Below are 26,805 nucleotides of genomic sequence, written 5' to 3'. Positions count from 1 at the left end.
AATCGCCATAAGGTAGAGACGCTGAACTCGGAGGTCCGAATGCCGCCAAGACCGTACAGCAATGCCCGTGCCACGCGATCCGATCGCGATCCGATCGCAATTGATCTGGCGCTCCAGGGAGGTGGCGCGCACGGCGCTTTCACCTGGGGTGTGATCGAACGGCTCATCGATGAACCCTGGCTGGAGATTTCAAGCATAACCGGCACCTCGGCCGGTGCAATGAACGCGGTGGTACTTGCGCATGGTTATGCGCTTGATGGTCGAGAGGGTGCGAAGGTGGCTCTCGAGGCATTTTGGGCCCGGGTCAGCGACGTGGCGCGGTTCAGCCCGTTTCAGCGAACGGCGTTTGACGTGATGACCGGTAACTGGTCGCTTGACCACTCGCCCGCCTATCTCTTCTTCGACCTTATGAGCCGCTTGTTTTCGCCCTATGAGATCAATCCGGCAAACATCAATCCGCTCCGCGACATCCTCGAGGAAAGCGTGGATTTCGAGGCCTTGAAGCGCTCTGAGATCAAGCTGTTTGTCAATGCCACGAACGTGCGAACCGGGCTGCCGAGGGTGTTTCGCAACGACGAACTGAGTGCCGACGCCGTGCTGGCTTCGGCATGCCTGCCGATGCTGCACCAGGCGATCGAAATAGACGGTGATCCCTACTGGGACGGTGGGTTTTCGGGAAATCCGCTGCTTACGCCGGTCGTCCGCGAGAGTGCGGCACGCGACATTTTGCTTGTTCAGGTCAATCCCGTAGAGCGCGCGGGCGTTCCAAGGACTGCACGTGAAATTCTCAATCGCATCAACGAGATCTCCTTTAACTCCAGCCTGAAGAAGGAATTGCGAGCGATGGCCATACTCCAGCGGATGCTTTCGGAAAGCGGCGTTGCGCCGGATGAAATCGCCTGGGCGAAGGAATGGTCAAGCATACGTCTCCATCGAATTGCAACGCCACCGCGCATGGTGGAACTCAGCGCGTCATCCAAGATGAACGGCGAGTGGGAGTTTCTTTCGATGCTGCGGCAGGAAGGGCGCGAGACCGCGCAAGAATTTCTCGCCAGCCATGGCACGGATATTGGAAAACGGGCGAGCTTTGACATCGAAAGCCTGCTCGATACCGTCCTGCAATAGACGTCAGAGCGCAAAGCCCCGTCATGGATATTGTTGGCGTCCTTATCGCTCTTGGTGTTCTCGTCGCGCTCGCTTACCGCGGCTGGAGCATCCTTCTTCTCGCACCCCTTTGTGCCCTGCTTGCCGCACTGTTGGCTGGCCAGCCGTTGCTTGCCAGCTGGACGCAGACTTTCATGCGCAACGCGGCGGATTTCATTGCCCAGTTCTTCCCGATTTTTCTGCTTGGCGCTCTTTTCGGCAAGCTGATGGAAGCCAGTGGTTCGGTTGAGGCAATTGCCGTGAAGATGACCGAGAAGCTCGGGGCAGGACGAGCCATATTCGCCGTCGTGCTTGCTGGCGCCTTCGTGACCTATGGCGGCGTCAGCCTGTTTGTCGCTTTCTTCGTCCTTGCTCCAATGGGGCATGCTCTCTTCAAGGCGGCCGACATTCCGCACCGGCTCATGCCGGCAGCAATCGCCCTTGGAACATCCACCTTCACCATGTCTGCCATGCCGGGCACGCCGGCGATCCAGAATGCGATCCCGATGCCATTTTTTGGCACCAATCCGTTTGCTGCCCCCGGGCTCGGCGTCATTGCCTCGGCGGTCATGCTTGGTTTCGGCATGTGGTGGCTGCAGATGGCGCGGCGAAAGGCGAAGCTGGCAGGGGAGACCTATCGCTATGCTGGCTTGACGGCCTCTGATGCCATTTCCCATGACGACAGGATGCGGGAGCGTGGCGCAGTCGCGCATGACTTCGATCCGGGTGAAATTGCGCGCGGCGGTCATGCGGCGATGCGACCAGGCTTTTTGATCGCAGCGCTGCCGCTGGTGGTCGTCGTTGCGACCAATCTGGTGATGACGTTCGCCGTTTTGCCGCGTATCGACGCGCATTATCTGGCGGAAACTGCGTGGGGCTCAACCACACTTTCAGCGGTTGCGGGAGTCTGGTCGGTGATTGTGGCATTGACGGCGGGTATTGTGGCGCTCCTCGTTACCAACTTTGACCGCCTTCCTGGTCTCCGTTCCATCATCGATGCCGGCGTCAACGCGGCTGTCCTGCCGATCATGAGCGTTGCCAGCCTTGTTGGCTTCGGAGCCGTTGTGGCTGCCCTCCCTGCATTCGAGACGGTGAAGGTCTGGGTCCTGGGCATCGAGGGAGGGCCACTGGTCTCCCTTGCGATTGCGACGAATATCCTTGCTGCATTGACCGGTTCGGCGTCAGGCGGGCTGACGATCGCGCTCGATGCCCTGGGGCCGACCTACATGGAAATTGCCCACCAGACCGGTCTCGATCCCGAACTGATGCACCGGGTTGCGGTCATCGGCGCCGGCACGCTGGACAGCTTGCCGCACAACGGCGCTGTCGTGACGCTCCTTTCTGTCTGCGGTGTCTCGCACAAGGATGGTTACCTGGATCTCGCCATGGCCGCCATCGCAAGCGCCCTTGTTGCGCTGGTCGTCGTCATCACGCTCGGAACTCTTGTTGGTTCGTTCTGACCAGCTGCGACACCACATCCGGGAGTGCGTGGCTGCTTCCACTCGATCGCGACGATAGACGGGCGACGGTGCCTCTATCGGCTCCCAGCGTCAAGGTGTACTCAAGGCAACAGGCTGTACCAGCTAGACTGAACTCCGCGTCAGCCTTTCGGGCGGGTGCGCATGTCGAATGCACTGGAGAGTACATGATGGGTTTTCCGCTTTTCGATCTCAGCGGCAGACGAGCATTGGTAACCGGCTCGTCACAAGGCATTGGTTTTGCGTTGGCCAGGGGGCTTGCCGAGCATGGCGCATCCGTCGTGCTGAACGGGCGGGATGCGTCGAAGCTGGAGGCGGCCGCGAAGGCTCTGCGAGAAGCCGGTTACGATGTTGCCGTGAATGCCTTTGATGTGACCGATGCTGACGCAGTCAAACATGGCATCGACGAGATCGAGAGCGCCATTGGTCCAATCGATATTCTCATCAACAATGCGGGAATGCAGTTTCGCACGTCGCTGGAGGATTTTCCGGCCGATCGCTGGGAGCAACTGCTGAAAACCAACATCTCCAGCATCTTCTATGTCGGGCAGGCCGTTGCCCGGCACATGATCACGCGCGGCGCAGGAAAGATCATCAACATCGCCTCCGTCCAAAGCGAACTCGCTCGTCCGGGCATCGCCCCCTACACCGCCACAAAGGGCGCTGTGAAGAACCTGACCCGCGGTATGTGCGCCGACTGGGCCAAGTTCGGAATCCAGGTGAATGCCCTCGCGCCGGGCTATTTCAAGACGCCGCTCAATCAGGCTCTCGTGGATAACGAGGAGTTCTCCTCATGGCTTCAAAAGCGCACGCCTGCCGCCCGCTGGGGTGAGGTGGATGAACTGATCGGTGCGGCGGTCTTCCTGTCCGGGAAAGGATCATCCTTTGTCAACGGACACACTCTCTATGTCGACGGTGGCATCACGACTTGCCTCTAGTGATGCCCGTCGCCGTTGCGCCCGCTGAAATCAGGTTCAACGCCATGAGGCGTCTGCCCAATGGCAGCGAGTACGAGAAATACAGCATAGCGGCGACCCTCGGATTTCAGAGCCTCAGTGGGTCGGACAAATTCACCGGGCAGGTCCAACCGGCCTATTCTGCACGTCCGCAAATACGGTTCCGGGTCGTATGCCTTGCCGAGCGTTCGCGCGCGGCTTGTCTGGCCGCGGAATAGCGAAATTCAATTGTAGCGTGCCGTCCTTCGACGTGGCAGACCGTGGCTCGTGGCCGCTGGGTGGTGTGCATGGCGCCCTTCGACAGGCAAGGGCACCTACGCCTTCAGCCCAGCATGTCCACCACCAAATCTTCGCAGCCGTCCTCCCCATGCACAGGCTGCCCTGTCCTCAGGTGTAGCTCGACCGCCAATACGCTTCGACCTAGCGTCCGCTACGGGCTCGGGACCGACATGTCTCGATCACGCAAAATAGGAGCACACCATGTCACAGGCAGAAGCAGAGAGCCGCAGGATTGGGCAGGAGGAGGCGAACATGACCCAGCACAACGCCTCACAACCCGCCAGAGCACGGTCCGAAGAGTTGGTCCCGTCGCGCTATGCGGTGCGGGTCGGCGAGATTGACGTCCTGGTTATCAGCGATGGGGTACTGCCGCTTCCAACCGCCATGTTGGGACATAACGCCGACCCTGCCGTCCGAGCTGGCTGGCTCGACGATATGTTCCTGCCGCAGGACGCTTTCGACTGGTCGCTGAATGCGGTTCTTGTGCGCAGTGGCGGGCAGACCATACTCATCGACGCTGGACTGGGATTGGACCCGGACTTGAACTTGCCGCGGGCCGGGCAGTTGACCAAGCGACTGGAGGCGGCTGGCATCGATCTTGGATCCGTCACCGACATCGTGCTGACCCACATGCACATGGACCACGTTGGCGGGCTGCTCGTCGACGGGGTGAAGGAACGGCTGCGGCCGGACCTGCGGATCCACGTGGCGGCCGCCGAGGTCAAATTCTGGGAGGCGCCCGATTTCTCCCGCGTCTCGATGCCGCCGGGGTTCCCGGACGCGCTTCGGGCGGCCGCCAAACGGTTCACCGAAGAATACCGCAGCCATCTGCGGCTGTTCGATGAGGAGCAAGAGGTGGCGCCGGGCGTGGTCGCCACACGTACCGGCGGCCACACCCCGGGCCATTGCGTGGTTCGCGTGGCGTCCGGCGGTGATCGGCTGATGTTTGCCGGCGACGCCGTGTTTGCGGTCGGGTTCGAACACCCCGACTGGTATAACGGTTTCGAACACGACCCAGAAGAGGCGGCCCGCGTCCGCGTCCGACTTTTGCGGGAGCTGGCGCAGACCGGCGCACAGCTCGTCGCCACGCACCTGCCGTTTCCGTCCGTCGGCCACGTGGCGGTTGATGGCGATGCTTTCCGCTGGGTCCCGGCCTTCTGGGACTACTGACCGCTTGGGTCGACCATTCCGCGTAAGCGCCTCGTCGACCGAGCGCCCATGCGTAAACGGTCGAACTTGCACTGGAAAAAACCGACTAGGCTCTTGATGGGCCTAGTCGCTGCTGCAGTCTAAGGCAGCAAAAATGTCCCAAATGAACTGCGCCAACCGCTAGCCGGCACCGCACCGCGCCCGGATCGAATAAAAGGCTTGCAGAAGCATCGCGCGAAGAAGCTTTTCTGGCGCAATCGACGGCCGCCCGATCGGCGAATAAAGCGCTGCAAAATCTTGTTCCAATAAAACGAGCGCTTCGTTCACGACCTGCCGGATGGCCCGTAGAGGATGATCTTCTCGAACACGAGCCTTCAGATCCACATAGCTGAAGAGTTCGCCTGTCCTCACATCGCCGCCACGCATCCATCAGCTCCAAATCGCAATAAAGCGAGTGAATCACGACAGGAGCCTATGCGCCAATGCCTTTTTCAACAGCCTGCTAGGCCAGCCAGCACTTCATCCTTGCACGGGCGTCTTCAGGGGGTGCCGACGAATAAGCGCTGTTTTTGGCTGGGAAGCGGAGAGTCGCCGACCACTTCGGCCAGTTCTAAATACCTGCAGAAAGCGTTGGCCAACTGCATCTGTCTCGGTGTCTTGCAGTCGGCATCGAAGATTGCCGGGGAGGCGACCAGGATGGCTAAGCACTTCGCCCGCGAGATAGCGACGTTGAAACGGTTGGCGCTATAGAGGAACTCCATGCCCCGGGGAGCTTCGGCATAGCTCGAAGTTGCCATGGTATAGATCGCAATTGGCGCTTCCTGGCCCTGGAACTTGTCGACCGTTCCCACTCTGGCAGTGGGCAGTCGTTTCTGGATTTCGAGGGCCTGAGCATTGTATGGCGTAATGATCACAATATCGTCGATGGAAAGCGATGCCACCTGGCCGTTTCGGTCCAGCCACGTTGGTCCGCACTCGAGGATCCGGGATACCAAAGACGCTACGGCATTGGCTTCTTCGATCGATGAGCTGGCGTTGCCCGAGTGCTCGACAGGCAGGTATCTCAAGCCCGATCCCTTTATCGGCCCTTCGGAGAGGATTTCTTGCTGGCCGCATGAAGCGATCGGGGCCAGTTTCCCTTCATAGAAAAGCTCGGAAATGAAATCACAGACGTCTGGTTGCATCCGCCAGGTCTCGGCGAGAAACAGCCCTTGATCGCGATCAATAGTCTGCCGTTCTCCGAGAACATGCTCGAGCGACGAAACACCGACGCCATCGGGATGGGTGCCTTGGGTGGGCTGGTCGAGTTGTTGTGGATCGCCGAGCAACACCAATCGTTTGGCTGCGTGGGACACCGCGAGCACATTAGCAAGGGACATTTGGGCGGCCTCGTCAACGAATAGAACGTCCAGCACGTCTTCGGCGTCCGAGCGAGCCCAGAGGAAACTGGTTGCCCCGGCAACGTCTCGTTGCCCCGACCTCATCGCGTCCAGCAGATCTTCGTTCTTTTTCGCAAAGAGAAGCCGCGCGGTACTCGCCTCGCTGTTGCCAGCCTCGGGCTTCTGGACGCAACGAATATCGATGGCCATCTCCTGCGCGGCTTCCATTACCTTGTCGAGGAGGTTGCGGATCACCTTGTGGCTGTTGGCCGTTATTCCGACCTTCTTTCCGTCGGCAACGAACTGACAGATCATTCGCGCACCTGTGTGCGACTTGCCCGTGCCTGGCGGACCTTGAATCGGCAGGACGCCTCGTTCCATCTTGGCCGCTATGCGGATCGCCGCGTCGAGAGTCCTTTCCCCTTCGTTTTGCAGAGGCGCGCCACCGATATGCGGGGGCACGCGGAGCAGCAGTTCCCGAGCTGCCTGATATCGGCCTTCACCCGTTATGCCCTCGTCAGCCACATACTCGCCCAACCGCAGAAGCGCCTCGGCCTGCTCGTCGGCAGGGATATGCTCATGGACAAACACAGCTTCGGGATGGACAGTGGTGGTATCCGCTCTCTTCTTGATGTCTATCGTGAATTGGTCGCTGGCGATGTCAAGAGCGGTCCCGAGCGGAGCGCCGCCGGGCTGAAAAAGCGACTTTTCTGCGCGAACGTCGGTATCCTGAGGCGGGAACGTGTAACGGTGAACCGGGATCTTACCTTTGCCTCCGGCGACCTCCTCAACAAAGGAAAGTCCGGAAATCGCCGCGCGCTCGTCCAGTAGTTCATCAACGCTGAGATCCCTCAGCCGGAATTTTTCCCAGTAAGACGCCTTGTCTTCACGACGATGCCAATCGAGGATGTTTGCGAGGATCCATTGCGCCTGCTCTTGTGGAGAACGCTGTTCTGGATCAACTGAGATACCGGTTAATAGGCGTTCGGACAGTTCGGCGACGCGCCGTTGGCGGGTGGATACTTTTTCGCTTGGGGCTTCGTCCATGAGCGGTCGACGAGGAACAGTGACGCCGGTCGCGACAAGCGCGTCGCGCCGCTCTTCGAGCCAGTCCCTGAGATACCTGGTAGAGACGCAGTCATCCTCATTGTAGCCTCGAACGATATCCTTTTCGCCCTGCGTAATTGATGAGATGTCTTCAAGCTCCAGCCCGGCTTGGAGCGACGCCAATGCCACGTTTGCGTCCCGTAGAGCTATCGTGCGCTCGTATCCATAAAACTGTTCAAGCCGTTTGATGGAGTAGCTCTCCACACTCGCACGCAATGCGTTTCGAATGACGCTGTACAGATCCACGAAGACGAGATTCCGAAGAAGCTGATCGATCTCCTCTTCACGGGAAGCGTAGCGCCCCATCAACCTCTTCAAGGCAGCCGGTTCATAAGGAGCGAAGTGGTATATGTGGAGGTCAGGATAGGCCTCCCTTCTCTCGACGATGAAATCGATGAAGCGCTCAAACGCCGCCTTCTCGGCCTCTCGATCGAGTGCCCAATCACATACATACTCTGCTTTGCCATCAGCGCCCCAGTATTGATACCCGAACAGGTATTCCAATCCATGTTCGCCAACAAAGGGGTCACCTTCGAGATCGAAGAACACGTCGCCGGGATTGGGTTCGGGCAACGCGGACAATCCGAGACCTGGTTGGACTTCAACCAGCTCAAACCGAGGCTCTCCCGATTGCCTTGATTCCGCCTGTATCCGCGCTTGCTCCCGAACCCTTGTGAACGACTGCACCGCCCCACGCTCTGGCTTCCAATTCATGGGTAGCGGCATCTGGGCGAGCTGGTCGAGCGTCCTGATATCGTGCTCAGCGAATTCCGCTATCTGGTTCCGGGAAATACCAGCGACGAAGGAGAGGTGATCGTCATTGCGTCGGCGTTTGTCGCAGGCATCGTACCAGCGACAGATGTCGCAGTGTGACGTCGGGTGAGGGTAGGTCTCCGCCGATTCAGCCAGCGTCGCCGCTTCCGCCGCCCGCTTCGCTTTTCGATAGTAGGCTCCATAGTCGTCCAGGCGAAAGCGCTGCGGCTCGAAGTCAGACCATGGCGCGACAACATAGGCCGCATGGGGTTGCAGTCCCTGGGTGGATGCCAATAGCTCCGAGTACAGACAGAGCTGCAGTACGGTGCCGCCTCGAGTCTCCCGGGCCAGCTTGGTATCCATAACTTCATAAGACCACTGTCCGAGATCGCTTGGCTGCTCGACGCGTCTCAGAATGTCAGCGCGACCAGCCCAGCGACCATCGTGAAGAGCGCCCTGCACTATGATATCGGGGCCTCGGCGCATGGCAGCCAGGGTCTGTGCCACCCAGACGTCTTCGATGCCGACGCCGTCGATCTTTTCGACAGAGAGACCGCTTGAGGTGAGGTGATCAACAAAGGCTGCCTCGTGCCTAAAGCCGCGCTCCCTCAGGATGTCTAGAAGTGGATCCCACTGCACCGGCTTTGAAACCGCGCCGGACATGACCTGTAGGTCGAGGGACGTAAGATGCTCGCAGTTGAGATGGCCGACGAGATCCGACGCCGAAAGTTGAATTTGGTTGAGAAGCGTCTTCATTTGCTCATCTTACGCGAGAGTAGCCTTCGCAGCGAGCTTATTGAAAGCGAAGTTCGTTGAGGTCGATGCGCGGATGCAAACAATAGGATGGCATTGGCTTACTGTGCCGCAGGAGATTTATCGCTTAGTTTATTGAATATGTGTAGTTTCGGTATTTCCCTGGGAGTAGCTCTCTTATTTTCCGGTGCGCCGCCTCCTTAGCCGAGTTATTAGCTGCAGTGCTTCGGACGGAGTCAACTTGACGCTGCTTGACCAAACTTCACCTGAACAACCCGTCGCGGTGTGAATCACCGCGTAGAGGCCATGCTCGTCTATGTGGACTTGATAACGCGGTGCACGATCGATCATAGTAAGGTGTACCGATTGAGAGCGACCACATGTTCGTGCTGGCATCTCCCGATGTCAATCAGACTTCCTCACGTCGAACTTCATGACGGATTTCGACTTTAAACCTAATTGAAAGCCCGCTCCCTGCGGCGTAACGTCTATGGATGCCAGGCGATAGCGAACCAACCTTGGTTTCTGCCGGACCCGAGAGGAGACTGGCAGTGATACTTGCGGCGGATGTCGCAGGCTATAGTCGTTTGATGGAACGTGATGAGGAAGATACTCACGCACGGCTCCAAAAGCTCTTGCGAGATATCATCCGGCCCGCGGTGGGAAGCCACAGGGGACGCATTTTCAAAACAGCAGGGGACGGACTGTTTGTCGAATTTGCCAGTGCCATCGAAGCCGTCCGCTGTGCCGTTGACCTGCAGCGCGCAATTGCGGAACGAAACGAGGGGGTTGCTTTAGACCGACGGCTCGCATTCCGCATAGGCATCAATCTCGGCGACGTCCTTTCTGACCAAGAAGACCTGTTCGGAGACTGCGTCAATGTGGCGGCGCGGTTGGAAAGCATGACCGAACCCGGCAGCGTACTCATCAGTCACAGCGTCTACGATCACGTAGATCGCAAGCTGCCCCTGCGCTTTGATGATCAAGGCGATTGCACGCTGAAAAACATCGCTCGACCAATTCGCGTTTACAAGGTCTGTTGGGATGAGAAGCCGCAGGTTGATTCAGCAACTCCTCTCGAGCTCCCTCAACTCGCCTCCATCGCTGTGTTGCCATTTGCCACGTCCAGCGATGACCGAGAACAGGAGTATTTTGCAGAAGGTCTCGCCGAGGACCTAATCACTGATCTCTCAAAGGTGAAGGGCCTCCTTGTTATCGCCGCACATTCTAGTCTTGCTTACAAGGACAGATCCATTGATGTACGCCGGATCGCCGCGCAGCTCGGCGTGCGGTATCTCGTCGAAGGCAGCGTCCGGCGTGCGCAGACGCGCACCCGGATTAATACGCAACTCATCGACGCAACGCATGGCAACTGCTTGTGGGCCGAACGGTTTGATCGTGATCTCGCTGACATATTCGCGCTGCAGGACGAGGTCGTAAGTAAGGTCGTAACGGCACTCGCGGGCACGTTGCCTGCTGCAAGACCTGCTCCAAGTCACAGAACCACGAACCTGCAGGCATACGACCTGTTTGTTCGCGGTCGGGCGCTCGCTACCCAATCTCTCCGAGAGACCAGGCTGGCTCGCCCGCTTCTGACCAGGGCCATCGAGATCGACCCTGAATTTGCCGGGGCGCATGCTTGGCTAGCGATGAGCCATCATTTCGACGCGCTATACTATGAAAGCGAGACGGTGGAGCACCGCGCCTTTGCGCGAGTGGCAGCTGAAAGGGCTGTCGAGATCGATTCAGAGAACGCGGACGCTCATATTGTTCTGGGTTATCTGCGAGCTTATGAGGGAGAATTCGAAGCTGGCATCGCTCAGTTTGAGCACGGGCTTCGGCTCAATCCCAACCACGCAGAGGGCTGGTCGCTGCTTGCAGATCTCAGGGTTTTTCAAGGACGTGCGACTGAAGCAGTAGAATCCGCCGAGAACGCTTTCCGGCTCAACCCATCCCCTCCGGGCGACTATTACTCGTTTCTGGGCTGGGCTCAGTATGCGGCTCGTCGGTATCAAGAAGCTGTCGCTACACTTCGCCAGCCGCAAGCGGGTGGTCCAGGCTCGAAACGCAATCTGGCTGCAGCACTCGCCCGGCTCGGGCTCATCGACGAGGCCCGAGCGACGGCGTGTGACTTCCTCTCAGAGTTCCCCAATTTTTCGGCCGCGCACTGGGGAAGAACGCAGCCCTTTGTTGACGATAACGACCGTCAGCACTTCATTGAAGGCTATGCCATGGCCGATCTTCCTAAGTGACTGGTAAAGATGCGTCTCCTCTCTCCCAGGTCCGCCCGCAATGGACGCTTGGCTGGGCTGCCCGCCGATGCCTTCGCGTTGGTTTGCTAAGTTGTATTGGTCCAAGCGGGAGAGCGATGGACATAGCCGTCGATAAAGAGCGACCACCGCGCCGTCGGCCTCATCCTTGTGCGTTGGGAGATCGCCTTGTGACCGCACCGAACGCGCTTGACCATGATACAGGCCCGCGAATGATTGACCGTTCCTCGAACATCTGCGATCGCCAAGAGTACGCTGACCGCTTATCGCGTCTGCCGCTTTCCAGTGAGTGCCCAAGCGTTGCGTATCTTCTGAAGCCGCGAGGAATTCTGCTCCTTTGGGGGGAGAGGCCGATATTCCATTGCGAAAATCAGCCAAAGCCTGAGCCTCCAGCCTCGTTCTCCCGGCTGATCCATCCCGGTCACCGATTGGCCTGCCAAGCTGGTGATCTACGACTGACCACGTCCCGTTTTCAAATGTTGTATCCGATAGCATCGCGTTCTCAAGCCATTGATTTGGTGTGGCAACATCAGCCTGAGATCACTTTGAACGCAGTTAGACGAGGGCCAGGCGCAAATAGGTAGACCCACCAAAGGCAATTTCGATTTCGCCTGGCGTGAGAAGTTCGATCGCGCCACAGAGCGTGCCCGTCGTGATGAGCGCGCCAGCCTTGAGCGATGTGTTTGGCCGCATCCCATCATTTGCGTAGTCCAGGAGCCACGTCAGGACATCCCCCTTGGGATGCTGGGCGGGCGCGTCACAGAGTGGCTTGCCGTTGAACGTCACCTTAAGTGGCGTTCCGCTTGCCGTGTCGACCGCCGACTTTGGCACGCGCGGACCGAGCACATAGCCGCTGTTTCCCAGTCGATCGGCCAGAAACAGAAGGAACGAGATCTTGCCGCTCTCCTCAACGGCGCTGGCCAGAAGTTCGGCGCCGAGATGAACGGCGTCGATCGCGTCGACGATGTCGGCTCGGCTGTAGCTGCCCTCCCGGCGGATCGGCAGGTCACGGCCGAGGCGAACTGCGATCTCTGCCTCGAATTTGGTGCCCCTCTGCCACGGAATTTGCGCCCCTGAGTCAGCCTGCACATAAGGGTGCAGTGGCGCGGTTACGGCCTGCCCATCCGGCGAGACGGTCACCTTCCAGGCGTTGCTTTCGATCGCCTCATCGGCGGCGAGAAAATTCTGCGCGTCCATCGCGTGCCGGAGATCGGCAGGCAGGCAAAACCCCGCGGTCGGTGCCTGGATTCGTGAACGGCGCAGACCGTGTAGTTTTGCTGCAAGCGCGCGCGGATCAAAGGGTGCGGCGGCCGAATCTGCCATGAGGTCTCCTCCTTTTGCTTTGAGTCGCGAGCCTATAGCTAACGCTAAGATGGAGCGAGGGGTCTCTATGGAAAGACTGCTATGCCATCGCTGCATGCCAAGCTCGACGGTAGGCGTCGAGACCGGAGACAGGGCTTCGCGTGACATGGCGCTCGGCGCCGGCAGGTGGCTTGATGCCGGTCAGCAGAGCGGCGCCCTGGCTTGTGCCGGTCGAGCCGGGGACGGCGATGACTTCGCGGTTGGTTAGAGCCGCAAGCAGCGTCAGATACGTATCGTTGAGCGCAAATGGTCCTTCCACGATGACCGGGCCCCGCGCGCCGATCAGATCGAGGCAGGCCTGGTTCATCATGGCGAGATAGAGGCAGAGCGCGGCGTAGCGTTCTTCGGGTGTCACGCCTTGCGCGTTGACCCAACGCGCGCTTTTGCCGGGGAATGGGCCGGAGCCTGGTGCAACATTCGCAAGCAGCATCAGGCGCTTTGTTATCGCCTGCTCGACCGCCGAGGCGACCTTTTCCTTGTCAACCTGTCCGATTTCGCCTGAGATCGTTTCATATTCGCGTCCGCCCATGAAGCGGGAAGAGGGAACGGCGCGGCCATAGGCATCGACATTGGCGAGTGTGTCGCGCTTGGGATCGAGATGATCGAGATCGCCGCCGACCCCGAAATTGATCACCCATGTGCCCGTCGAGACAACTGCGAAGGGCGCCGGGCGGTCAAGCAGATGTGGCAGAAGCGACGCGTTGGAATCGTGAATGCCACAATAGACCGGGATTTTGCGGGTGAGGCCGATCGCGTCGGCAATATCAGGCAGGACCGGTCCGAGCGGATCGAAGGCCGAACGGATCGGCGCCATCAGGTCACGGATGCCGAGAGTGTCGACCAGCGAGGAATAGCGGCCGTCGCGCGGGTTCCAGAGGTCGGTGTGGCAGCCGAGTGAGGTCACCTCGTTCGACACGACACCGGTCAGCCGTGCTGTCCAGTATTGCGGGTAGGTGAGGATCGTTGCCACCTTGGCAAAATCATCAGGGAAGGCGGTCTTCTGGTAATGCAGCTGCGCGCCGATGTTCAGGCCCATCGTTTGGTGCGGCGAAAAGGTTTCTTCGAAGGGTGGGCGCAGTCGCGCATATGCGTCGCTGATGTCTTCGGGATATTCGTGCTCGTAGTCGAGCACCGGCATGGCCAAATTGCCCGTCCTGTCGAGAAGCGCAGCCGAGGCTCCATGGGTCGTGATCGAGATGGCGTCGAAACCCGGCTCCCTGGCGAAGGAGCGAAGGGCATCCAACGTGAAGGACCACAGCGTATCGATATCGTAGTGCGGATAAAGTCCACCCTTGAGAACCGTGTTCGGAGTTCTCGCCACGGCGATTTCGTCGCCGGTCGCGCTGTCCAGGACCACGACCTTGGCATTGGTCTTGCCGATGTCGAGAACGGCGATGCGGCTGTAATTCGGCGTCATGGCATATGGAAGACGGTAACGAGGTCGCTCTGGACGGGAGAATTATCCGGGTTGGTTGCCATGATGTCGGCCATGTGAGCCCACCACTTCTTCATGACAGGGTGGTCTGGCAGGCTTGCCATCGCATGATCGACGGGACGGGTCAAAACGCCAAACAGGGTGTTCGTCTCGCGGTCGAGATGGATCGAGTAGTCGCTGGCGCCGGACTGGTGCAGCAGGTCGACCAGCTCCGGCCAGATTTCGTCATGCCGCTTCCTGTACTCGGCTTCCATGCCGGGGTTCAGCGTCATCTTGAAGGCGTGCTTTTCCATCTTCATTTGGAACTCATGGCTTTGAGACGGCGGGCGACGATCGGGATCGCGATGGTGATGATCAGCAGCAAGCCGATGAAGATCGACATGACGATGCCGGGCACGTTCAAGAGGCCGAGGCCGAAGGTGACAAGGCCCATGACGAAGGCGGCAATGACGACGCCGCCAATCTTGCCGGAGCCGCCGAGGATCGAGACGCCGCCGAGCACGACCATGGTAACGACTTCGAGCTCCCAGCCCTGAGCGATCGAGGGGCGGGTGGAGCCGAGGCGTGAGGTCAGGCAGACGGAGGCGACGCCGCTCATCACGCCCGTCAATATGAACAGGATGAATTTCACGCGCTCGACCGGGATGCCGGAGAACCGGGCGGCGAAGTCGTTATTGCCGATCGTATAGACCTGACGGCCGAAATTCGTGGCATGCAGCAGGATCGCAAAGGCGATTGCGAGCACAATGAAGAGCACGAACTCGAAGGAGAAGACCCAGACGACATAGCCCTGGCCGAAGAAGGCGAAATCGTCCGGATAGCCTCCATAGGCCTGATCGCCCAGGACGATGTAGGAGATGCCGCGAAACAGGCTCATCGTGCCGATCGTCACGACGATCGACGGCAGCTTCATGACGGAAACGAGAAACCCATTGAACATGCCGCAGAGCAGGCCAACGCCGATGCCGATGAGAACGAGGCCGGGTGCCCCGACACCGACTTGCGCTGCCGCTCCCATGGCGGTCGAAGCAAGGGCGATAATGGCGGCAACCGACAGGTCGATCTCGCCGGCAATGACGAGCAGCGCCATGGCAAATGCGATCATTGCCTTTTCGGTGAAATTGAAGGTCGCGTCCGAAAGGTTCCAGGCGTCCAGGAAGTAGGGGGATGCCAGCGAGTTGAAGATGAAGATCAAGACAGCAACGCCGAAGAGGAGGACTTCCCAGCTCGACATGATGCGCTTGAACGGCGTGCCCAGGCGGTCCGGGATGACGCGCTTTTCGCGCGGGGTGGAAACGACGGTGCTCATGCTGCCACCTCTGCTGGTGTCTCTGCTGCGGCCTTGTCACGCAGGATGATGCGGCCTCGATTGCGCTCGCGCCTTGCATTGAAGACGACGGCAAGGATGATGACGGTGCCGGAAATCGCCATCTGCGTGAACGGCGAGATGCCGATGACGGGAAGGGCATTCTTGATGACACCGAGGAACAGGGCGCCAAGCACGGTACCGATCACCGAGCCGACGCCACCGGCAATCGAGATGCCGCCGATAACACAGGCTGCAACGCTGTCGAGTTCGAAGCCGTTGGCGATATCGACATAGGCGACCGCATAACGCGAGACCCAGAGATAGCTGGCAAGCCCGGCGAGCGCTCCCGACAGAACAAAGGCAAGGAACTTCGTCCAGCCGACATCGATGCCGGCGTAGACCGCAGCCGTCGGATTGCCGCCGGCAGCATAGGTGGAGCGGCCAAACTGGGTGTGTTTCAACAGCATGTAGATCAGCGCGACGATGATGATCGCGGCCCAGCTCAGGATCGGCATGCCGAGGACGACGGTGCGCGGCACGTTGAGAAAGGTCGGCGTCATCTGGTGCGCGTTGACCCATTCGCCGCCTGACAGGACGAAAGCCATGCCGCGATAGATGGTGAGTGTGCCAAGCGTGACAACGATTGGCGGAATTTCCAGCGCCCAGACAAGGAAGCCGTTGATCGCACCGAGAAAGGCGCCGATCAGGATCGCGGCGAGGATCAAGGCGATCAGCGGCAGGTCGGGATAGGCGGCGTTCATCATCGCAATGGCCATGCCGGTGAAGGCAAGGTTTGCAGCAACCGACAGGTCGATCGACTTCGTCAGGATGACGGTCATCTGAGCGAGCGCAAGGATGATCAGGATCGACGTGTCGTTGAAGATGGCAGCAAGGTTGCCGGGTGTCGCGAAATCCTGGGCTCGCGTCGAGAAGGTCGCAACCATGATCGCGATAATGATGAAGAGCAGGGTTTCGCGTTTTTTCAGGAGTCTCGACATTCCGATTACCTCAAGCATTACCGGTCGCGGCGCGAACCAGCGTTTCCGGCGTCAGATCCTTGCGCTCGAAGAGGCCGGCCATGAGGCCTTCCTTCATGACGAGGACCCGATCGGACATTCCAATGATTTCCGGCAGTTCTGACGAGATCATAATGATCGACAGTCCCTCGGCGGCAAGCTCGCTGATGAAACCGTGCACGGCCGCCTTCGAACCGATGTCGATGCCCTTCGTCGGCTCGTCGAGGATGATCACCTTCGGCAATGTTGCCAGCCACTTGCCGATGACCACCTTCTGTTGGTTGCCACCCGACAGTGTTCCGACCGGAACCGAAAGCGCTGCAGCGCGCAGGTCCAGGCGCTCGGCATATTTGCGTGCCAAGGCAAATTCATTGGCCGCCTTCAGGAAACCCTTGCGCGATGTGCGCCCGAGCGACGGCAGCGTCATGTTCTGGTAAATCGGCATCGGCAGTGCCAGGCCGTGGCGGCCGCGTTCTTCCGGCACGTAGACGATGCCGGCGCGGATCGCATCGAGTGGCGAGTGGATTGTCAGCGCCTGGCCCCCAAGCTTCAGCGTGCCGGATGCGGGTTTGGTGATACCGAACAGCGACTGGCAGAGCTCGGAGCGACCGGCGCCGATCAGGCCGTAGATACCAAGGATCTCGCCCTTTCGAAGCGTGAACGAAATGTCGCGAAACTCTGTCTGGTGACAGTATTTCTCGACCTCGAGCACCGGACCGCCGATGGCCACGTCAACCTTGGGAAATGCATTTTCGACATCGCGACCGACCATGAGACGGACGATATCGTCCTGCGGCGTCTGCTTGAGTTGGCCGTGGCCAACAGCGCGACCGTCGCGGAAAACGACGTAATTGTCGGCGATCTCATAGAGCTCGTCGAACTTGTGGCTGATGAAAAGGATCGCCTTGCCCTGTGCCTTCAGGCCCTCGACAATGCGGAAGAGGTCATCGATTTCCTTGCGCGACAGTGCTGCGGTAGGTTCGTCCATGATGACGATGCGCGCTTCGATGGAAAGTGCGCGAGCAATTGCGACAAGGTGACGCTGAGCAATCGAGAGATCCTTGAGACGGATCGTCGGATCGATGTTGCTTTCAAGCGAATGGAGCAATTCCTTCGACCGACTGTTCATCAGTTTCCAGTCGATCGTGCGGAACTTCGTGCGCGGCGCGTGGCCGAGGAAGATGTTTTCAGCAACAGTCAACTCGTCGAAGAGCACGGTTTCCTGGTGAATGGCGGTGACGCCGACGTCGATGGCGGCCTGCGCATTGGCGAAGGTGGTCGGCTTGCCGTCGACGATGATCTCGCCTTCGTTCGGCCGGTAGATGCCGGTCAGGATCTTGACGAGTGTGGATTTGCCGGCGCCGTTCTCACCGATCAGGGCGGTAACCTTGCCGGGGTAGAGGGCGATGCTGACGTTATCGAGCGCCTTCACGCCGGGGAAGATCTGTGAAATGCCGCGCATTTCGAGGATCGCGGGCGCCTCGTCCGTCTTGAAACCCGCGACGGATTGTTGAAGGGCAGTGTTCATCAGCGTTTACCAGTGTTCAAATGAAAAGTCCCGGCGGCGCGAACCGCCGGGTTTTTGCTTGGATGAGCGAGGCTTAGAAAACCTTCGAGAACTGGTCGATGTTCGAAGCGTTGTACACGAACGGATCGGACATGGCGGCTTCGCCCTTGTCGTCGATCTTGATCTTGCCCATGCGGCCAGCTTCGATTTCGGTGCCCGGCTTGCCGGTCGCGTCACCCTTTACGAGGTGGTAGGCGATCTGCGTGGCAGAGTAACCGAGGTCGATCGGGTTCCAGATGGCGAATTCCTTCGTTGCACCAGACTTGATCGCGCCAGCCATTTCAGACGGCAGGCCGAGGCCGGTCACGTAGACCTTGCCGACAAGACCCTTGTCTTCGACAACCTTGGAAGCGGCCAGAACGCCGACCGTCGTCGGAGCGACGATGACCTTGACGTTCGGGTTCGACTTCAGCAGGCCTTCGGCTTCGCGATAGGACTTGTCAGACAGATCGTCGCCGTAGACTGTCGTGACGAGGTTGAGGCCCGGGAAGTCCTTGAGCTGCTTCTTCATCTGGTCGATCCAGATGTTCTGGTTGGTCGAGGTGGTCGTTGCCGACAGGATTGCGAAGTCACCCTTGCCGCCTTCCAGGTGGTCCTTGGCGAGCGTCAGGCACATCTTGCCGATCAGCTCGTTGGACGACGGGTTCAGCTGCAGGATGCGGCCGTCCTTGTTGACGCCGGAATCCCAGGAGATGACCTTGATGCCGCGCTGCTTGGCCTTCTTCAGGGCCGGTACGACAGCGTCCGGGTCATTGGCGGAGATGGCGATGGCATCAACGCCCTGGGCGATCAAAGAGTTGATGACTTCGATCTGGCCCTCTGCCGTCGTCGAGGTCGGGCCGGTGTAGATGACTTCCACGCCGCCGAGTTCCTTTGCCGCTTCCTGCGCGCCCTTGTTGGCGGCTTCGAAGAAGCCGTTGCCGAGAGACTTCACGACCAGGCCGATCTTGACGTCCTTGGCGCTTGCGGCGCCTGCCATCAGGGCCACCGCAAAGGCGACGCCGACGGCGAGTGATTTTGCGAATTTCATGCTTTATCCTCCCACGTTGATAAGACTTAACTACATCCTGACGGGGCCCCTCAGGCAACCGACGAGGAATCCTCCTTCATTTGCGAGATCGTGCTCGCAATGACGAGCTTGATGCCCGCATCCTCGATCATCCGGACGGAGTCCTCGGGAACACCGTCGTCCGTAATGATCGTCGAAACACGGTCGAGCGGGCACAGAATGAGGCTCGACCGGCGGTGAAATTTGCTGGAATCGACCATGACAACGAGTTCGTCGGCCTGGTGCATCAGCTTCTGTTCGCTTTGAATGATCTGCGCGTCGGATTCCATGATGCCGAGCGGACCGACGCCCTGCGCGCCGATGAAGAAGCGGCGAGCGTAGAAATTGCGGATCGCATCATTGTCGAATGGCGACAGGATCAGGCTCTGCTCGCGGTAGATCACACCGCCGGGGACCGTTACCGTGTTCTTCGAGTGTTTGACCAGATGCTCGGCAATCGCAAACGAGTTGGTCATCACCTGCATGCGATGGGCGGCCATGAAGTGCACCATCTGAAACGTGGTGGTCCCACCATTGATGATGATCGCATCGCCCTGATCGCAGAGATCAACGGCAGCGCGCGCTATTGAGCGCTTTTTATCGATGTTGACTGATTCCGAAACCCTGAAGGGCCGCCCGGCCAGATTGCCGAGTTGCGGCGGGTGCACAGCCTCTGCGCCACCGCGTACTCGCCGGATCTTTCCCTGCACATGCAGAGCCGCGATGTCACGCCGGATCGTCGCCTCGGAAGCCTCGGTCAATTCGGAAATATCCTGAATCGTAACGACCGACTTTTCCTGAACGGCGCTCAATATGATGCGATGGCGTTCGCGTTCGTGCATGGGGTTCCTCCTAGCTTGCTTATTTCGCAGTTGTGAGAATGTGTCAATCAAAAACGATCATAAAATTTCATACTGCGCTGCAACATAATCGATTTTGATCGTTTTCGATTGACAATGTCCGTTTTGATGAGCGATACCGTGACCGCAAAGGAGCGTCGAGTTCGTTCGCGCGTCCAAGAAATTTCACATGGGAGGATGACATGGCGGCAACCGTCCGGCTTCTTGATAACCGTTGGGACGATTCATACGCGGCAGGCCTCGATGAGCCTGGAAAGCTGCTCTATCGCTCGAATTTGCTGGGTGCCGACAAGCGCATCACCAACTATGGCGGCGGGAACACCTCTGCCAAGGTCATGGAAACCGATCCGCTGACCGGCGAGAAGGTCGAGGTTCTCTGGGTCAAGGGTTCGGGCGGCGACGTCGGGACCATCAAGCTTGACGGCTTCGCCACTCTTTATCAGGACAAGCTCGTTTCCCTGAAGGGCATCTATAAAGGCGTCGAAGACGAAGACCGCATGGTCGGTTTCCTCCCGCACTGCACCTATAACCTCAACAGCCGCGCCGCCTCGATCGACACGCCGCTGCACGGTTTCGTGCCCTTCACCCATGTCGACCACATGCATCCGGACGCGATCATCGCAATCGCTGCCTCCAGGAACTCCAAGGAATTGACGAAGCAGATCTTCGGCGACGAAATCGGTTGGCTGCCGTGGCGCCGCCCGGGCTTCCAGCTCGGCCTCGACCTCGAAGCCTTCGTCAAGGCGAACCCGAATGCCAAGGGCGTCGTGCTCGAAAGCCACGGTCTCTTCACCTGGGCAAACGATGCAAAGGCCTGCTACGAGCTGACGCTCGACATCATCAACAAGGCGATCGTCTGGTTCGCGGAAAAGACCGAAGGCAAGACGATCTTCGGCGGTGCTGCCACCCAGAGCCTGCCGGTCGAGCAGCGCCGCGCCATTGCGGCCCGCCTGATGCCTGAAATCCGCGGTCGCATCGGCAAGGCGGAACGCAAGCTCGGCCATTTCGACGATCAGGATGCCGTTCTCGAATTCGTCAATTCGAAGAATCTGCAGCCGCTTGGCGCGCTCGGCACCAGCTGCCCGGATCATTTCCTGCGCACCAAGATCCGCCCGCTGATCGTCACCTTCGATCCGGCAAAGCCTGACGTGGACGCGATCATTGCCGGTCTCGACAAGGCGCTCGAAGACTACCGCGCCGACTACGCGCGCTATTACAACGACTGCAAGCATGACAATTCGCCCGCCATGCGCGATGCGAACCCGGTCATCTTCCTCGTTCCCGGCGTCGGCATGCTGTCGTTCGCCCGCGACAAGGCGACAGCCCGCATCGCCAGCGAATTCTACGTCAACGCCATCAATGTCATGCGCGGTGCCTCGACCGTTTCCGAATATCAGGGCCTGCCGGAGCAGGAAGCCTTCGATATCGAGTACTGGCTGCTCGAAGAAGCCAAGCTTCAGCGCATGCCGAAGCCGAAGAGCCTTGCAGGCAAGGTCGCCTTCGTCACCGGCGGTGCCGGCGGCATCGGCCGTGCGACCGCTGCCCGCCTGATCGGCGAGGGGGCCTGCGTGGTCCTGGCCGATATCGACCAGGAAGCGCTCGACAACACGAAGGCCGATTTCGCTAAGCAATTCGGCGCCGACGCCGTGCGCGGCGTCAAACTTGATGTAACCAAGGAGGACGGCGTGATCTCGTCCTTCGCGGAAGCCTGTGTTGAGTTCGGTGGCGTCGATATCCTTGTATCGAATGCTGGTATTGCTTCGTCCGCCCCGATCGAAAGTACTGAGCTTTCGATGTGGAACAAGAACATCGACATCCTGGCGACCGGCTACTTCCTCGTGTCGCGCGAGGCGTTCCGCCTGTTCCGCAAGCAGGATCTCGGTGGCAACGTCGTGTTCGTCGCCTCCAAGAACGGTCTGGCATCGTCGCCGAATGCTGCTGCCTATTGCACGGCCAAGGCTGCCGAGATCCATCTTGCCCGTTGCCTGGCGCTCGAAGGCGCAGAAGCCGGTATTCGCGTCAACACCGTCAATCCGGACGCCGTGCTGCGTGGTTCGAAGATCTGGAGCGGAGAGTGGCGTGAACAGCGGGCGGCATCGTCCAAGATCGAGATCAACGAGCTCGAGGAGCATTACCGCAAGCGTTCCATGCTGAAGCTCAATGTCTTCCCCGAGGACATCGCCGAAGCAATCTACTTCCTGGCGTCGGATCTCTCGGCGAAATCAACCGGCAACATCATCAACGTGGATGCCGGCAACGCCCAGAGCTTCCCGCGCTAAGTCCAACTGCTGCGGCGGGCAAATGCCCGCCGCCTTTCATCCACATGTCCGGGGAGGAACCCATGGCCGAGTCAAGAATCGCGCAGGACCTGATTGCGCAGGAAAACGACAAGCGCGCAGCAGCGCTCAAATCCGACTATGAAGCGCTCGGCGCCAATCTGTCGCGCCGCGGCATCGACATTGAAAACATCACGCGCCGGGTATCCGAGTTCTTCGTCGCTGTTCCGTCCTGGGGCGTTGGCACCGGCGGCACCCGCTTTGCCCGATTCCCCGGCACCGGCGAACCGCGCGGCATCTTCGACAAGCTCGACGACTGCTCCGTCATCAACGAGCTGACGCGCGCCACGCCGAACGTCTCCCTGCATATTCCGTGGGACAAGACAGATGCCAAGGAACTGAAGGCAAAGGGCGATCAGCTCGGCCTCGGTTTCGACGCGATGAATTCGAACACCTTCTCCGACGCGCCGGGCCAGAAGCATTCCTACAAATTCGGTTCGCTCAGCCACACCGACGCTGCAACACGTGCGCAGGCGGTTGAGCACAACATTGAATGTATCGAGATCGGCAAGTCGATCGGCTCGAAAGCATTGACGGTCTGGGTTGGCGACGGCTCGAACTTCCCCGGCCAGAGCAATTTCACCAAAGCATTCGAACGCTATCTCGCTTCGATGGCCGATATCTACAAGGCTCTGCCTGACGATTGGAAGCTCTTTTCCGAGCACAAGATGTATGAGCCGGCCTTCTATTCCACAGTCGTGCAGGACTGGGGCACCAACTACCTCATCGCCCAGACGCTCGGCCCGAAGGCGCAGTGCCTGGTCGACCTTGGGCACCATGCACCGAACACCAACATCGAAATGATTGTGGCTCGCCTGATTCAGTTCGGCAAACTCGGCGGCTTCCACTTCAATGACTCGAAGTATGGTGACGACGACCTCGATGCCGGTGCGATCGAGCCCTATCGCCTCTTCCTCGTATTCAACGAGCTGGTCGAGGCAGAGCAGCGCGGTGTCAACGACTTCAATCCGGCCCACATGATCGACCAATCGCACAACGTGACCGATCCGATCGAAAGCCTGATCAACAGCGCCAACGAAATCCGCCGTGCCTACGCGCAGGCGCTAATCGTCGATCGCAAGGCGTTGGCTGGCTACCAGGATGAAAACGACGCGCTGATGGCGACCGAAACGCTGAAGCGCGGCTACCGCACGGACGTCGAGCCGATCCTTGCAGAAGCGCGTCGCCGTTCTGGCGGTGCGATCGATCCTGTGGCGACTTACCGCGCGAGCGGCTACCGCAGGAAGATTGCCGCCGAACGCCCGGTGTCGATTGCCGGCGGCGGCGGCATCATCTGACCCTTAGCCTCCCAAGGCCGTTCTATCGGGCCGCTGTCGACGAGACAGCGGCCCGATTCCGTTTATGGCCTCCATTCACCGGCAATCTGACGGGTGGCGATGTTCAGCCGGTTCCAGACGTTGATGTTGGCGATGGCGATGACGAGGGCTGCCAGGCTCTTGCCGTCGAAATGCCGCGTGGCTTCATCCCAGATGTCGTCAGGCACTGGGTCGGCGCGATCGCTGACGCGGGTGACCGCCTCCGTCAGCGCAAGGGCTGCGCGTTCGGCCGGCGTGAAATAGGGCGTGTCACGCCAGGCGCTGACGGCAAACAGGCGCTCGTCCGTCTCGCCAGCCTTCTTGGCGATCCGTGGATGTCCGTCGATGCAGACGCTGCAACCATTGATCTGGCTGGCGCGTAGATTGACGAGTTCCAAAAGGATTGGCGACAGACCTGTTTTGGCGGGTATCGTCCCGAGGGCATGCAGCGCCTGCATTGCGTCGGGAATGACGATCGCCGGATTTCCCATTCTTGCTTGCATCACGTTTCTCCATGGTGTGTTTTCCAAACTGACGCCGCCGGACGTGCTGTCACATCGGCCGGCTTTTGTTCGTCATGGAGTTGACGGAACACAGTGGAGGAATGTGACAATGGATGAGAAAAATTGGTTGGCGGGAGAATTTGAGGCGAATCGGGCGCATCTGGGCGCCGTCGCCTATCGCATGCTGGGCTCCCGCGCCGAGGCCGACGACGCTGTTCAGGAGGCCTGGCTGCGCCTCGGTCGCTCTGATGCTGACGCGATCGACAATATCGGCGGCTGGCTCACGACGGTTGTGGCGCGCATCTGCCTCGACATGCTGCGGTCGAGAAAGACACGCCGGGAAGAGCCGTTCGATCTACCCGTCCATGAACGCCTGGCCGACACGTCCAAGACCGTTGATCCGGAGCGGGAAGTGGCTTTTGCCGACTCCGTCGGCATGGCGCTACTCGTTATCCTCGAGACATTGGCGCCGGCCGAGCGCGTTGCCTTCGTGCTGCACGATATGTTCGATCTCCCCTTCGACGACATTGCGCCGATCATTCATCGCTCTTCGGCGGCAACGCGACAACTGGCAAGCCGTGCTCGCCGTCGGGTTCAAGGCAGGACCGATGTGCCGGAGGCGGACGCAGCGCGCAAGAAGCAGATCGTCCACGCATTCCTTGCGGCTTCGCGCCTCGGTGACATCAGGGCGTTGCTGTCAATCCTCGATCCGCAGGTGGTGTTCACCCCGGACACTGCGGCGATGCGGTACAACCCTTCGGTTCGCGAGCTTCGCGGCGCAGATGCGGTGGCAGAGACGTTCAGGGGTCGGGCTCAGGCGGCGCAGCCGGCGATGATCGATGGAGAGTTCGGGCTGGTGGTGGTCGTGGGGGGACACCTGCGCGTCGTCCTGCTTCTGACCTTCGACGGGGAGAAGATCGCCGGGATCGATGCCGTCGCCAACCCCGACTATCTCGCCAGCTTGAAATACGACTTGCTCTAAAAATAACAGTCCAAACGAAAAGAGCCGTCGCTTGGCCAGCGACGACTCTCACAGGGGCAGGGAAGCGCCCGAAACTTCAGCAATAGCTGCACATGGCAGCCGGGTTGTTGTTGGGGATCACGTTCAGAAACTTGCCCACTGGAGAGGTCCGCTGTTCGCGCTTCCTGGCGGCCGTCTCAAGCAGACGCTTGAAATCGTCAAGTTTCACGCCGTCGGCACGGAGCACCATGGCGATTAGGGGGTCGTGAAGGGCTTCGGTAATGGTCAGGTCTTCTCTGGTCTTGCTCATGGTTTGCCTCCTTTCGTGGGCGGTAGCCCGTGTTCCACCCCGCTCCGATCAAATCAACCACGTTGACTTCGGCAGAGAGTGGTGTTACCGGTAAGTAACAATGCATTTGTTACCGATCGGTCACATGGATGTCAAGGACCTTGTCCGCGAAAAAATCAGAATCATTGAGCCTGCTGTCTCCCGCAAACACTGACGAGAAAATCCCGCCACGGGAGCGCATCGTCTCCACCGCCGCCGAGCTTTTTCGCGAGCACGGCATCCGTGGCATCGGTGTGGATGCGATCGCAGATGCGGCGCTGACCAACAAGATGACGCTCTACCGGCATTTCGGCTCGAAGGACGAGCTGGTCTGCGAGACGCTGCGCCGCGCTTCGGAAAGAGCCGAAGCAATCTGGCGCGATCTCGAGGCAACCCATCCCGGCGACCCGAAGGCGCAGCTCAGGGCATGGATCGAAGCGCGAACGCAAAGCCTTTGCGGCGAGCACGTCGGCTGTGATCTCGCCAATGCGGCCATTGAGCTGAAAGGTGAGGGGCATCCCGCCTATAGCGTGATCGAGCGCCACAAGGCTGAGCAACGCGACCGGCTCGAAGCGCTCTGTCGAGCAGCCGATGCGCGCGAACCGAAGCTGCTGGCCGATACACTGACGCTCCTTCTGGAGGGGGCTCGCGTTACGCGGCAAGCCATGGGCAACGACACATGTTGCAATCATTTCTCCAAGGCCTGCAACGCTGCCATCGCCGCCTTTGCGTGATGGGACCCGCCGATCGGCGGGAACCATATGCCTTTATGCTCGTTTCGGAAGATGCGGGAAGCAAAGGCATGGACTATCTCTATCTCCATCGTCTGTATGCAAAACGAGCCGAGCTCGAGGCAAAGCTCGAGCTCTATGAGGCGCGCGATTGCTTCGGTGACGAGGAGATCGATGATGGCACCGATCAGGAGCTGCGAGAGAAGCTCAGCGAAATTTCAAGCGAGATCGACACGCTGGAGCGCTCGCGCGCGCCCTGAACGGCTCTAGCTACTGGCATCCAGAAGCTGAATGGTGCGGTCGTCGAACTCGCCGCGATAGAGCCGATCAACGACTTTGTGAAAAGCCGACCCGTGCTCGCTGATCGCCGCAAAGAGGGTCATGGACGACCGCAGCTTGAGATCATCAGGAGACCCGAAGATCTCGTGGGCGGATTTTCCCTCGATCGAAAGGACGGCATCGACACAGCGCAATAGTCTGCTACCGAGGACGGGGTCCGCGAGATAGGCGGTGGCCTCTTCCGCCGAGCGGATGGCGTATTTCTCTGCCATGGACGATGAGCCGAGCCCGGCGATCTGGGGAAATATGAACCACATCCAGTGGGATCGCTTGTGTCCTGCTCTCAATTCCGAAAGCGCTCGCTCGTAGGTACCATTCTGCGCATGAACGAAGCGATCCAGATCATAATCAATCTCATCGGGCATCGACGATCCTCCCCTGGCGCATAACTATATCATGGGGGAGGGTTGTCCATGCCCGGAACTCG

22 protein-coding genes and 1 pseudogene are annotated in these 26,805 nt (G+C 59.5%); 10 read left to right on the top strand and 13 right to left on the bottom strand.

Annotated features, from left to right (window positions below; genetic code table 11):
• Window positions 1-39: 39 nt before the first annotated feature.
• From IB244_RS06595 to IB244_RS06580, 4 genes are all read left to right on the top strand, one after another.
• Window positions 40-1,125, top strand: a complete 1,086-nt coding sequence (locus IB244_RS06595; RefSeq protein ID WP_113161628.1) for a patatin-like phospholipase family protein — start codon at window positions 40-42, stop codon at window positions 1,123-1,125.
• Between the two features lie 23 nt (window positions 1,126-1,148).
• Window positions 1,149-2,603 carry a GntP family permease gene (locus IB244_RS06590; RefSeq protein ID WP_169680497.1) on the top strand — a complete coding sequence of 485 codons (1,455 nt, stop codon included), beginning with the start codon at window positions 1,149-1,151 and terminating at the stop codon, window positions 2,601-2,603.
• Between the two features lie 188 nt (window positions 2,604-2,791).
• The gene (locus tag IB244_RS06585; RefSeq protein WP_062369024.1) at window positions 2,792-3,559 is read left to right on the top strand and encodes an SDR family oxidoreductase; all 768 of its coding nucleotides are present in this window, start codon (window positions 2,792-2,794) and stop codon (window positions 3,557-3,559) included.
• A gap of 549 nt (window positions 3,560-4,108) precedes the next feature.
• Window positions 4,109-5,026: an MBL fold metallo-hydrolase gene (locus tag IB244_RS06580; protein WP_169680495.1), complete on the top strand. Its 918-nt coding sequence runs from the start codon at window positions 4,109-4,111 to the stop codon at window positions 5,024-5,026.
• Between the two features lie 177 nt (window positions 5,027-5,203).
• Here the strand turns inward: IB244_RS06580 and IB244_RS06575 are convergent.
• Both IB244_RS06575 and IB244_RS06570 read right to left on the bottom strand, forming a co-directional pair.
• A pseudogene (locus tag IB244_RS06575) lies at window positions 5,204-5,431 on the bottom strand (IS5/IS1182 family transposase); the annotation flags it as partial.
• A gap of 113 nt (window positions 5,432-5,544) precedes the next feature.
• Window positions 5,545-9,000 carry a TM0106 family RecB-like putative nuclease gene (locus IB244_RS06570; protein WP_169680493.1) on the bottom strand — a complete coding sequence of 1,152 codons (3,456 nt, stop codon included), beginning with the start codon at window positions 8,998-9,000 and terminating at the stop codon, window positions 5,545-5,547.
• Between the two features lie 548 nt (window positions 9,001-9,548).
• Between IB244_RS06570 and IB244_RS06565 the strand changes: the two genes are divergently transcribed.
• A complete protein-coding gene (locus tag IB244_RS06565; RefSeq protein WP_169680491.1) occupies window positions 9,549-11,249 on the top strand; it encodes an adenylate/guanylate cyclase domain-containing protein in 1,701 nt (566 codons plus the stop codon).
• Window positions 11,250-11,822: 573 nt separating this feature from the next.
• Here IB244_RS06565 and IB244_RS06560 read toward each other — a convergent pair.
• From IB244_RS06560 to IB244_RS06525, 8 genes are all read right to left on the bottom strand, one after another.
• The gene (locus IB244_RS06560; RefSeq protein WP_169680489.1) at window positions 11,823-12,590 is read right to left on the bottom strand and encodes a fumarylacetoacetate hydrolase family protein; all 768 of its coding nucleotides are present in this window, start codon (window positions 12,588-12,590) and stop codon (window positions 11,823-11,825) included.
• Between the two features lie 79 nt (window positions 12,591-12,669).
• Window positions 12,670-14,046, bottom strand: coding sequence for an FGGY-family carbohydrate kinase (locus IB244_RS06555; protein WP_169680488.1), 1,377 nt, complete (start codon window positions 14,044-14,046; stop codon window positions 12,670-12,672).
• Window positions 14,043-14,363 carry an L-rhamnose mutarotase gene (gene rhaM, locus IB244_RS06550; RefSeq protein WP_112644411.1) on the bottom strand — a complete coding sequence of 107 codons (321 nt, stop codon included), beginning with the start codon at window positions 14,361-14,363 and terminating at the stop codon, window positions 14,043-14,045. Before rhaM ends, IB244_RS06555 begins: the two co-directional genes overlap by 4 nt.
• Window positions 14,360-15,373 carry an ABC transporter permease gene (locus IB244_RS06545; RefSeq protein WP_169680486.1) on the bottom strand — a complete coding sequence of 338 codons (1,014 nt, stop codon included), beginning with the start codon at window positions 15,371-15,373 and terminating at the stop codon, window positions 14,360-14,362. The genes rhaM and IB244_RS06545 overlap by 4 nt, the downstream gene beginning before the upstream one ends.
• Complete coding sequence (locus IB244_RS06540) at window positions 15,370-16,371, bottom strand: ABC transporter permease (RefSeq protein ID WP_192303491.1); 1,002 nt, start codon at window positions 16,369-16,371, stop codon at window positions 15,370-15,372. Before IB244_RS06540 ends, IB244_RS06545 begins: the two co-directional genes overlap by 4 nt.
• Window positions 16,372-16,381: 10 nt before the next feature.
• The gene (locus IB244_RS06535; protein WP_169680483.1) at window positions 16,382-17,917 is read right to left on the bottom strand and encodes a sugar ABC transporter ATP-binding protein; all 1,536 of its coding nucleotides are present in this window, start codon (window positions 17,915-17,917) and stop codon (window positions 16,382-16,384) included.
• 73 nt (window positions 17,918-17,990) lie between these two features.
• Complete coding sequence (gene rhaS / locus IB244_RS06530; RefSeq protein WP_025661576.1) at window positions 17,991-18,986, bottom strand: rhamnose ABC transporter substrate-binding protein; 996 nt, start codon at window positions 18,984-18,986, stop codon at window positions 17,991-17,993.
• 50 nt (window positions 18,987-19,036) lie between these two features.
• Window positions 19,037-19,846, bottom strand: a complete 810-nt coding sequence (locus IB244_RS06525) for a DeoR/GlpR family DNA-binding transcription regulator (RefSeq protein WP_025661577.1) — start codon at window positions 19,844-19,846, stop codon at window positions 19,037-19,039.
• 200 nt (window positions 19,847-20,046) lie between these two features.
• Between IB244_RS06525 and IB244_RS06520 the strand changes: the two genes are divergently transcribed.
• Together IB244_RS06520 and rhaI are read left to right on the top strand one after the other, a co-directional pair.
• Window positions 20,047-22,143: a bifunctional rhamnulose-1-phosphate aldolase/short-chain dehydrogenase gene (locus IB244_RS06520; RefSeq protein WP_169680482.1), complete on the top strand. Its 2,097-nt coding sequence runs from the start codon at window positions 20,047-20,049 to the stop codon at window positions 22,141-22,143.
• A 62-nt stretch (window positions 22,144-22,205) separates the two neighbouring features.
• Window positions 22,206-23,498, top strand: coding sequence for an L-rhamnose catabolism isomerase (gene rhaI / locus IB244_RS06515; RefSeq protein ID WP_169680481.1), 1,293 nt, complete (start codon window positions 22,206-22,208; stop codon window positions 23,496-23,498).
• A 62-nt stretch (window positions 23,499-23,560) separates the two neighbouring features.
• Here the strand turns inward: rhaI and IB244_RS06510 are convergent, their stop codons facing one another.
• Window positions 23,561-24,019: a carboxymuconolactone decarboxylase family protein gene (locus IB244_RS06510; RefSeq protein WP_025661580.1), complete on the bottom strand. Its 459-nt coding sequence runs from the start codon at window positions 24,017-24,019 to the stop codon at window positions 23,561-23,563.
• A gap of 109 nt (window positions 24,020-24,128) precedes the next feature.
• On the opposite strand from IB244_RS06510, the gene IB244_RS06505 reads away from it, so the two are divergent.
• Window positions 24,129-25,001 (top strand): sigma-70 family RNA polymerase sigma factor, encoded by an 873-nt coding sequence (locus tag IB244_RS06505; protein ID WP_169680480.1) that lies wholly within the window; start codon window positions 24,129-24,131, stop codon window positions 24,999-25,001.
• A gap of 76 nt (window positions 25,002-25,077) precedes the next feature.
• Here the strand turns inward: IB244_RS06505 and IB244_RS06500 are convergent, their stop codons facing one another.
• Window positions 25,078-25,290, bottom strand: a complete 213-nt coding sequence (locus tag IB244_RS06500; RefSeq protein WP_062369044.1) for a hypothetical protein — start codon at window positions 25,288-25,290, stop codon at window positions 25,078-25,080.
• A gap of 128 nt (window positions 25,291-25,418) precedes the next feature.
• Between IB244_RS06500 and IB244_RS06495 the strand changes: the two genes are divergently transcribed.
• Window positions 25,419-26,042 carry a TetR/AcrR family transcriptional regulator gene (locus IB244_RS06495; protein WP_169680479.1) on the top strand — a complete coding sequence of 208 codons (624 nt, stop codon included), beginning with the start codon at window positions 25,419-25,421 and terminating at the stop codon, window positions 26,040-26,042.
• A gap of 68 nt (window positions 26,043-26,110) precedes the next feature.
• Window positions 26,111-26,299: a hypothetical protein gene (locus IB244_RS06490; RefSeq protein WP_025661584.1), complete on the top strand. Its 189-nt coding sequence runs from the start codon at window positions 26,111-26,113 to the stop codon at window positions 26,297-26,299.
• A 6-nt stretch (window positions 26,300-26,305) separates the two neighbouring features.
• Here the strand turns inward: IB244_RS06490 and IB244_RS06485 are convergent, their stop codons facing one another.
• On the bottom strand, window positions 26,306-26,743 hold the full coding sequence (locus IB244_RS06485; protein WP_169680478.1) for a DUF1810 domain-containing protein: 438 nt from the start codon (window positions 26,741-26,743) through the stop codon (window positions 26,306-26,308).
• Window positions 26,744-26,805: the final 62 nt, after the last annotated feature.

It is taken from the genome of Rhizobium sp. RHZ02 (assembly GCF_014851575.1).
In the GTDB taxonomy this organism is placed as follows: domain Bacteria; phylum Pseudomonadota; class Alphaproteobacteria; order Rhizobiales; family Rhizobiaceae; genus Rhizobium; species Rhizobium altiplani.
Note: the sequence above shows the minus strand (reverse complement) of the source record. Positions and strands in the feature narration are given on the sequence as shown.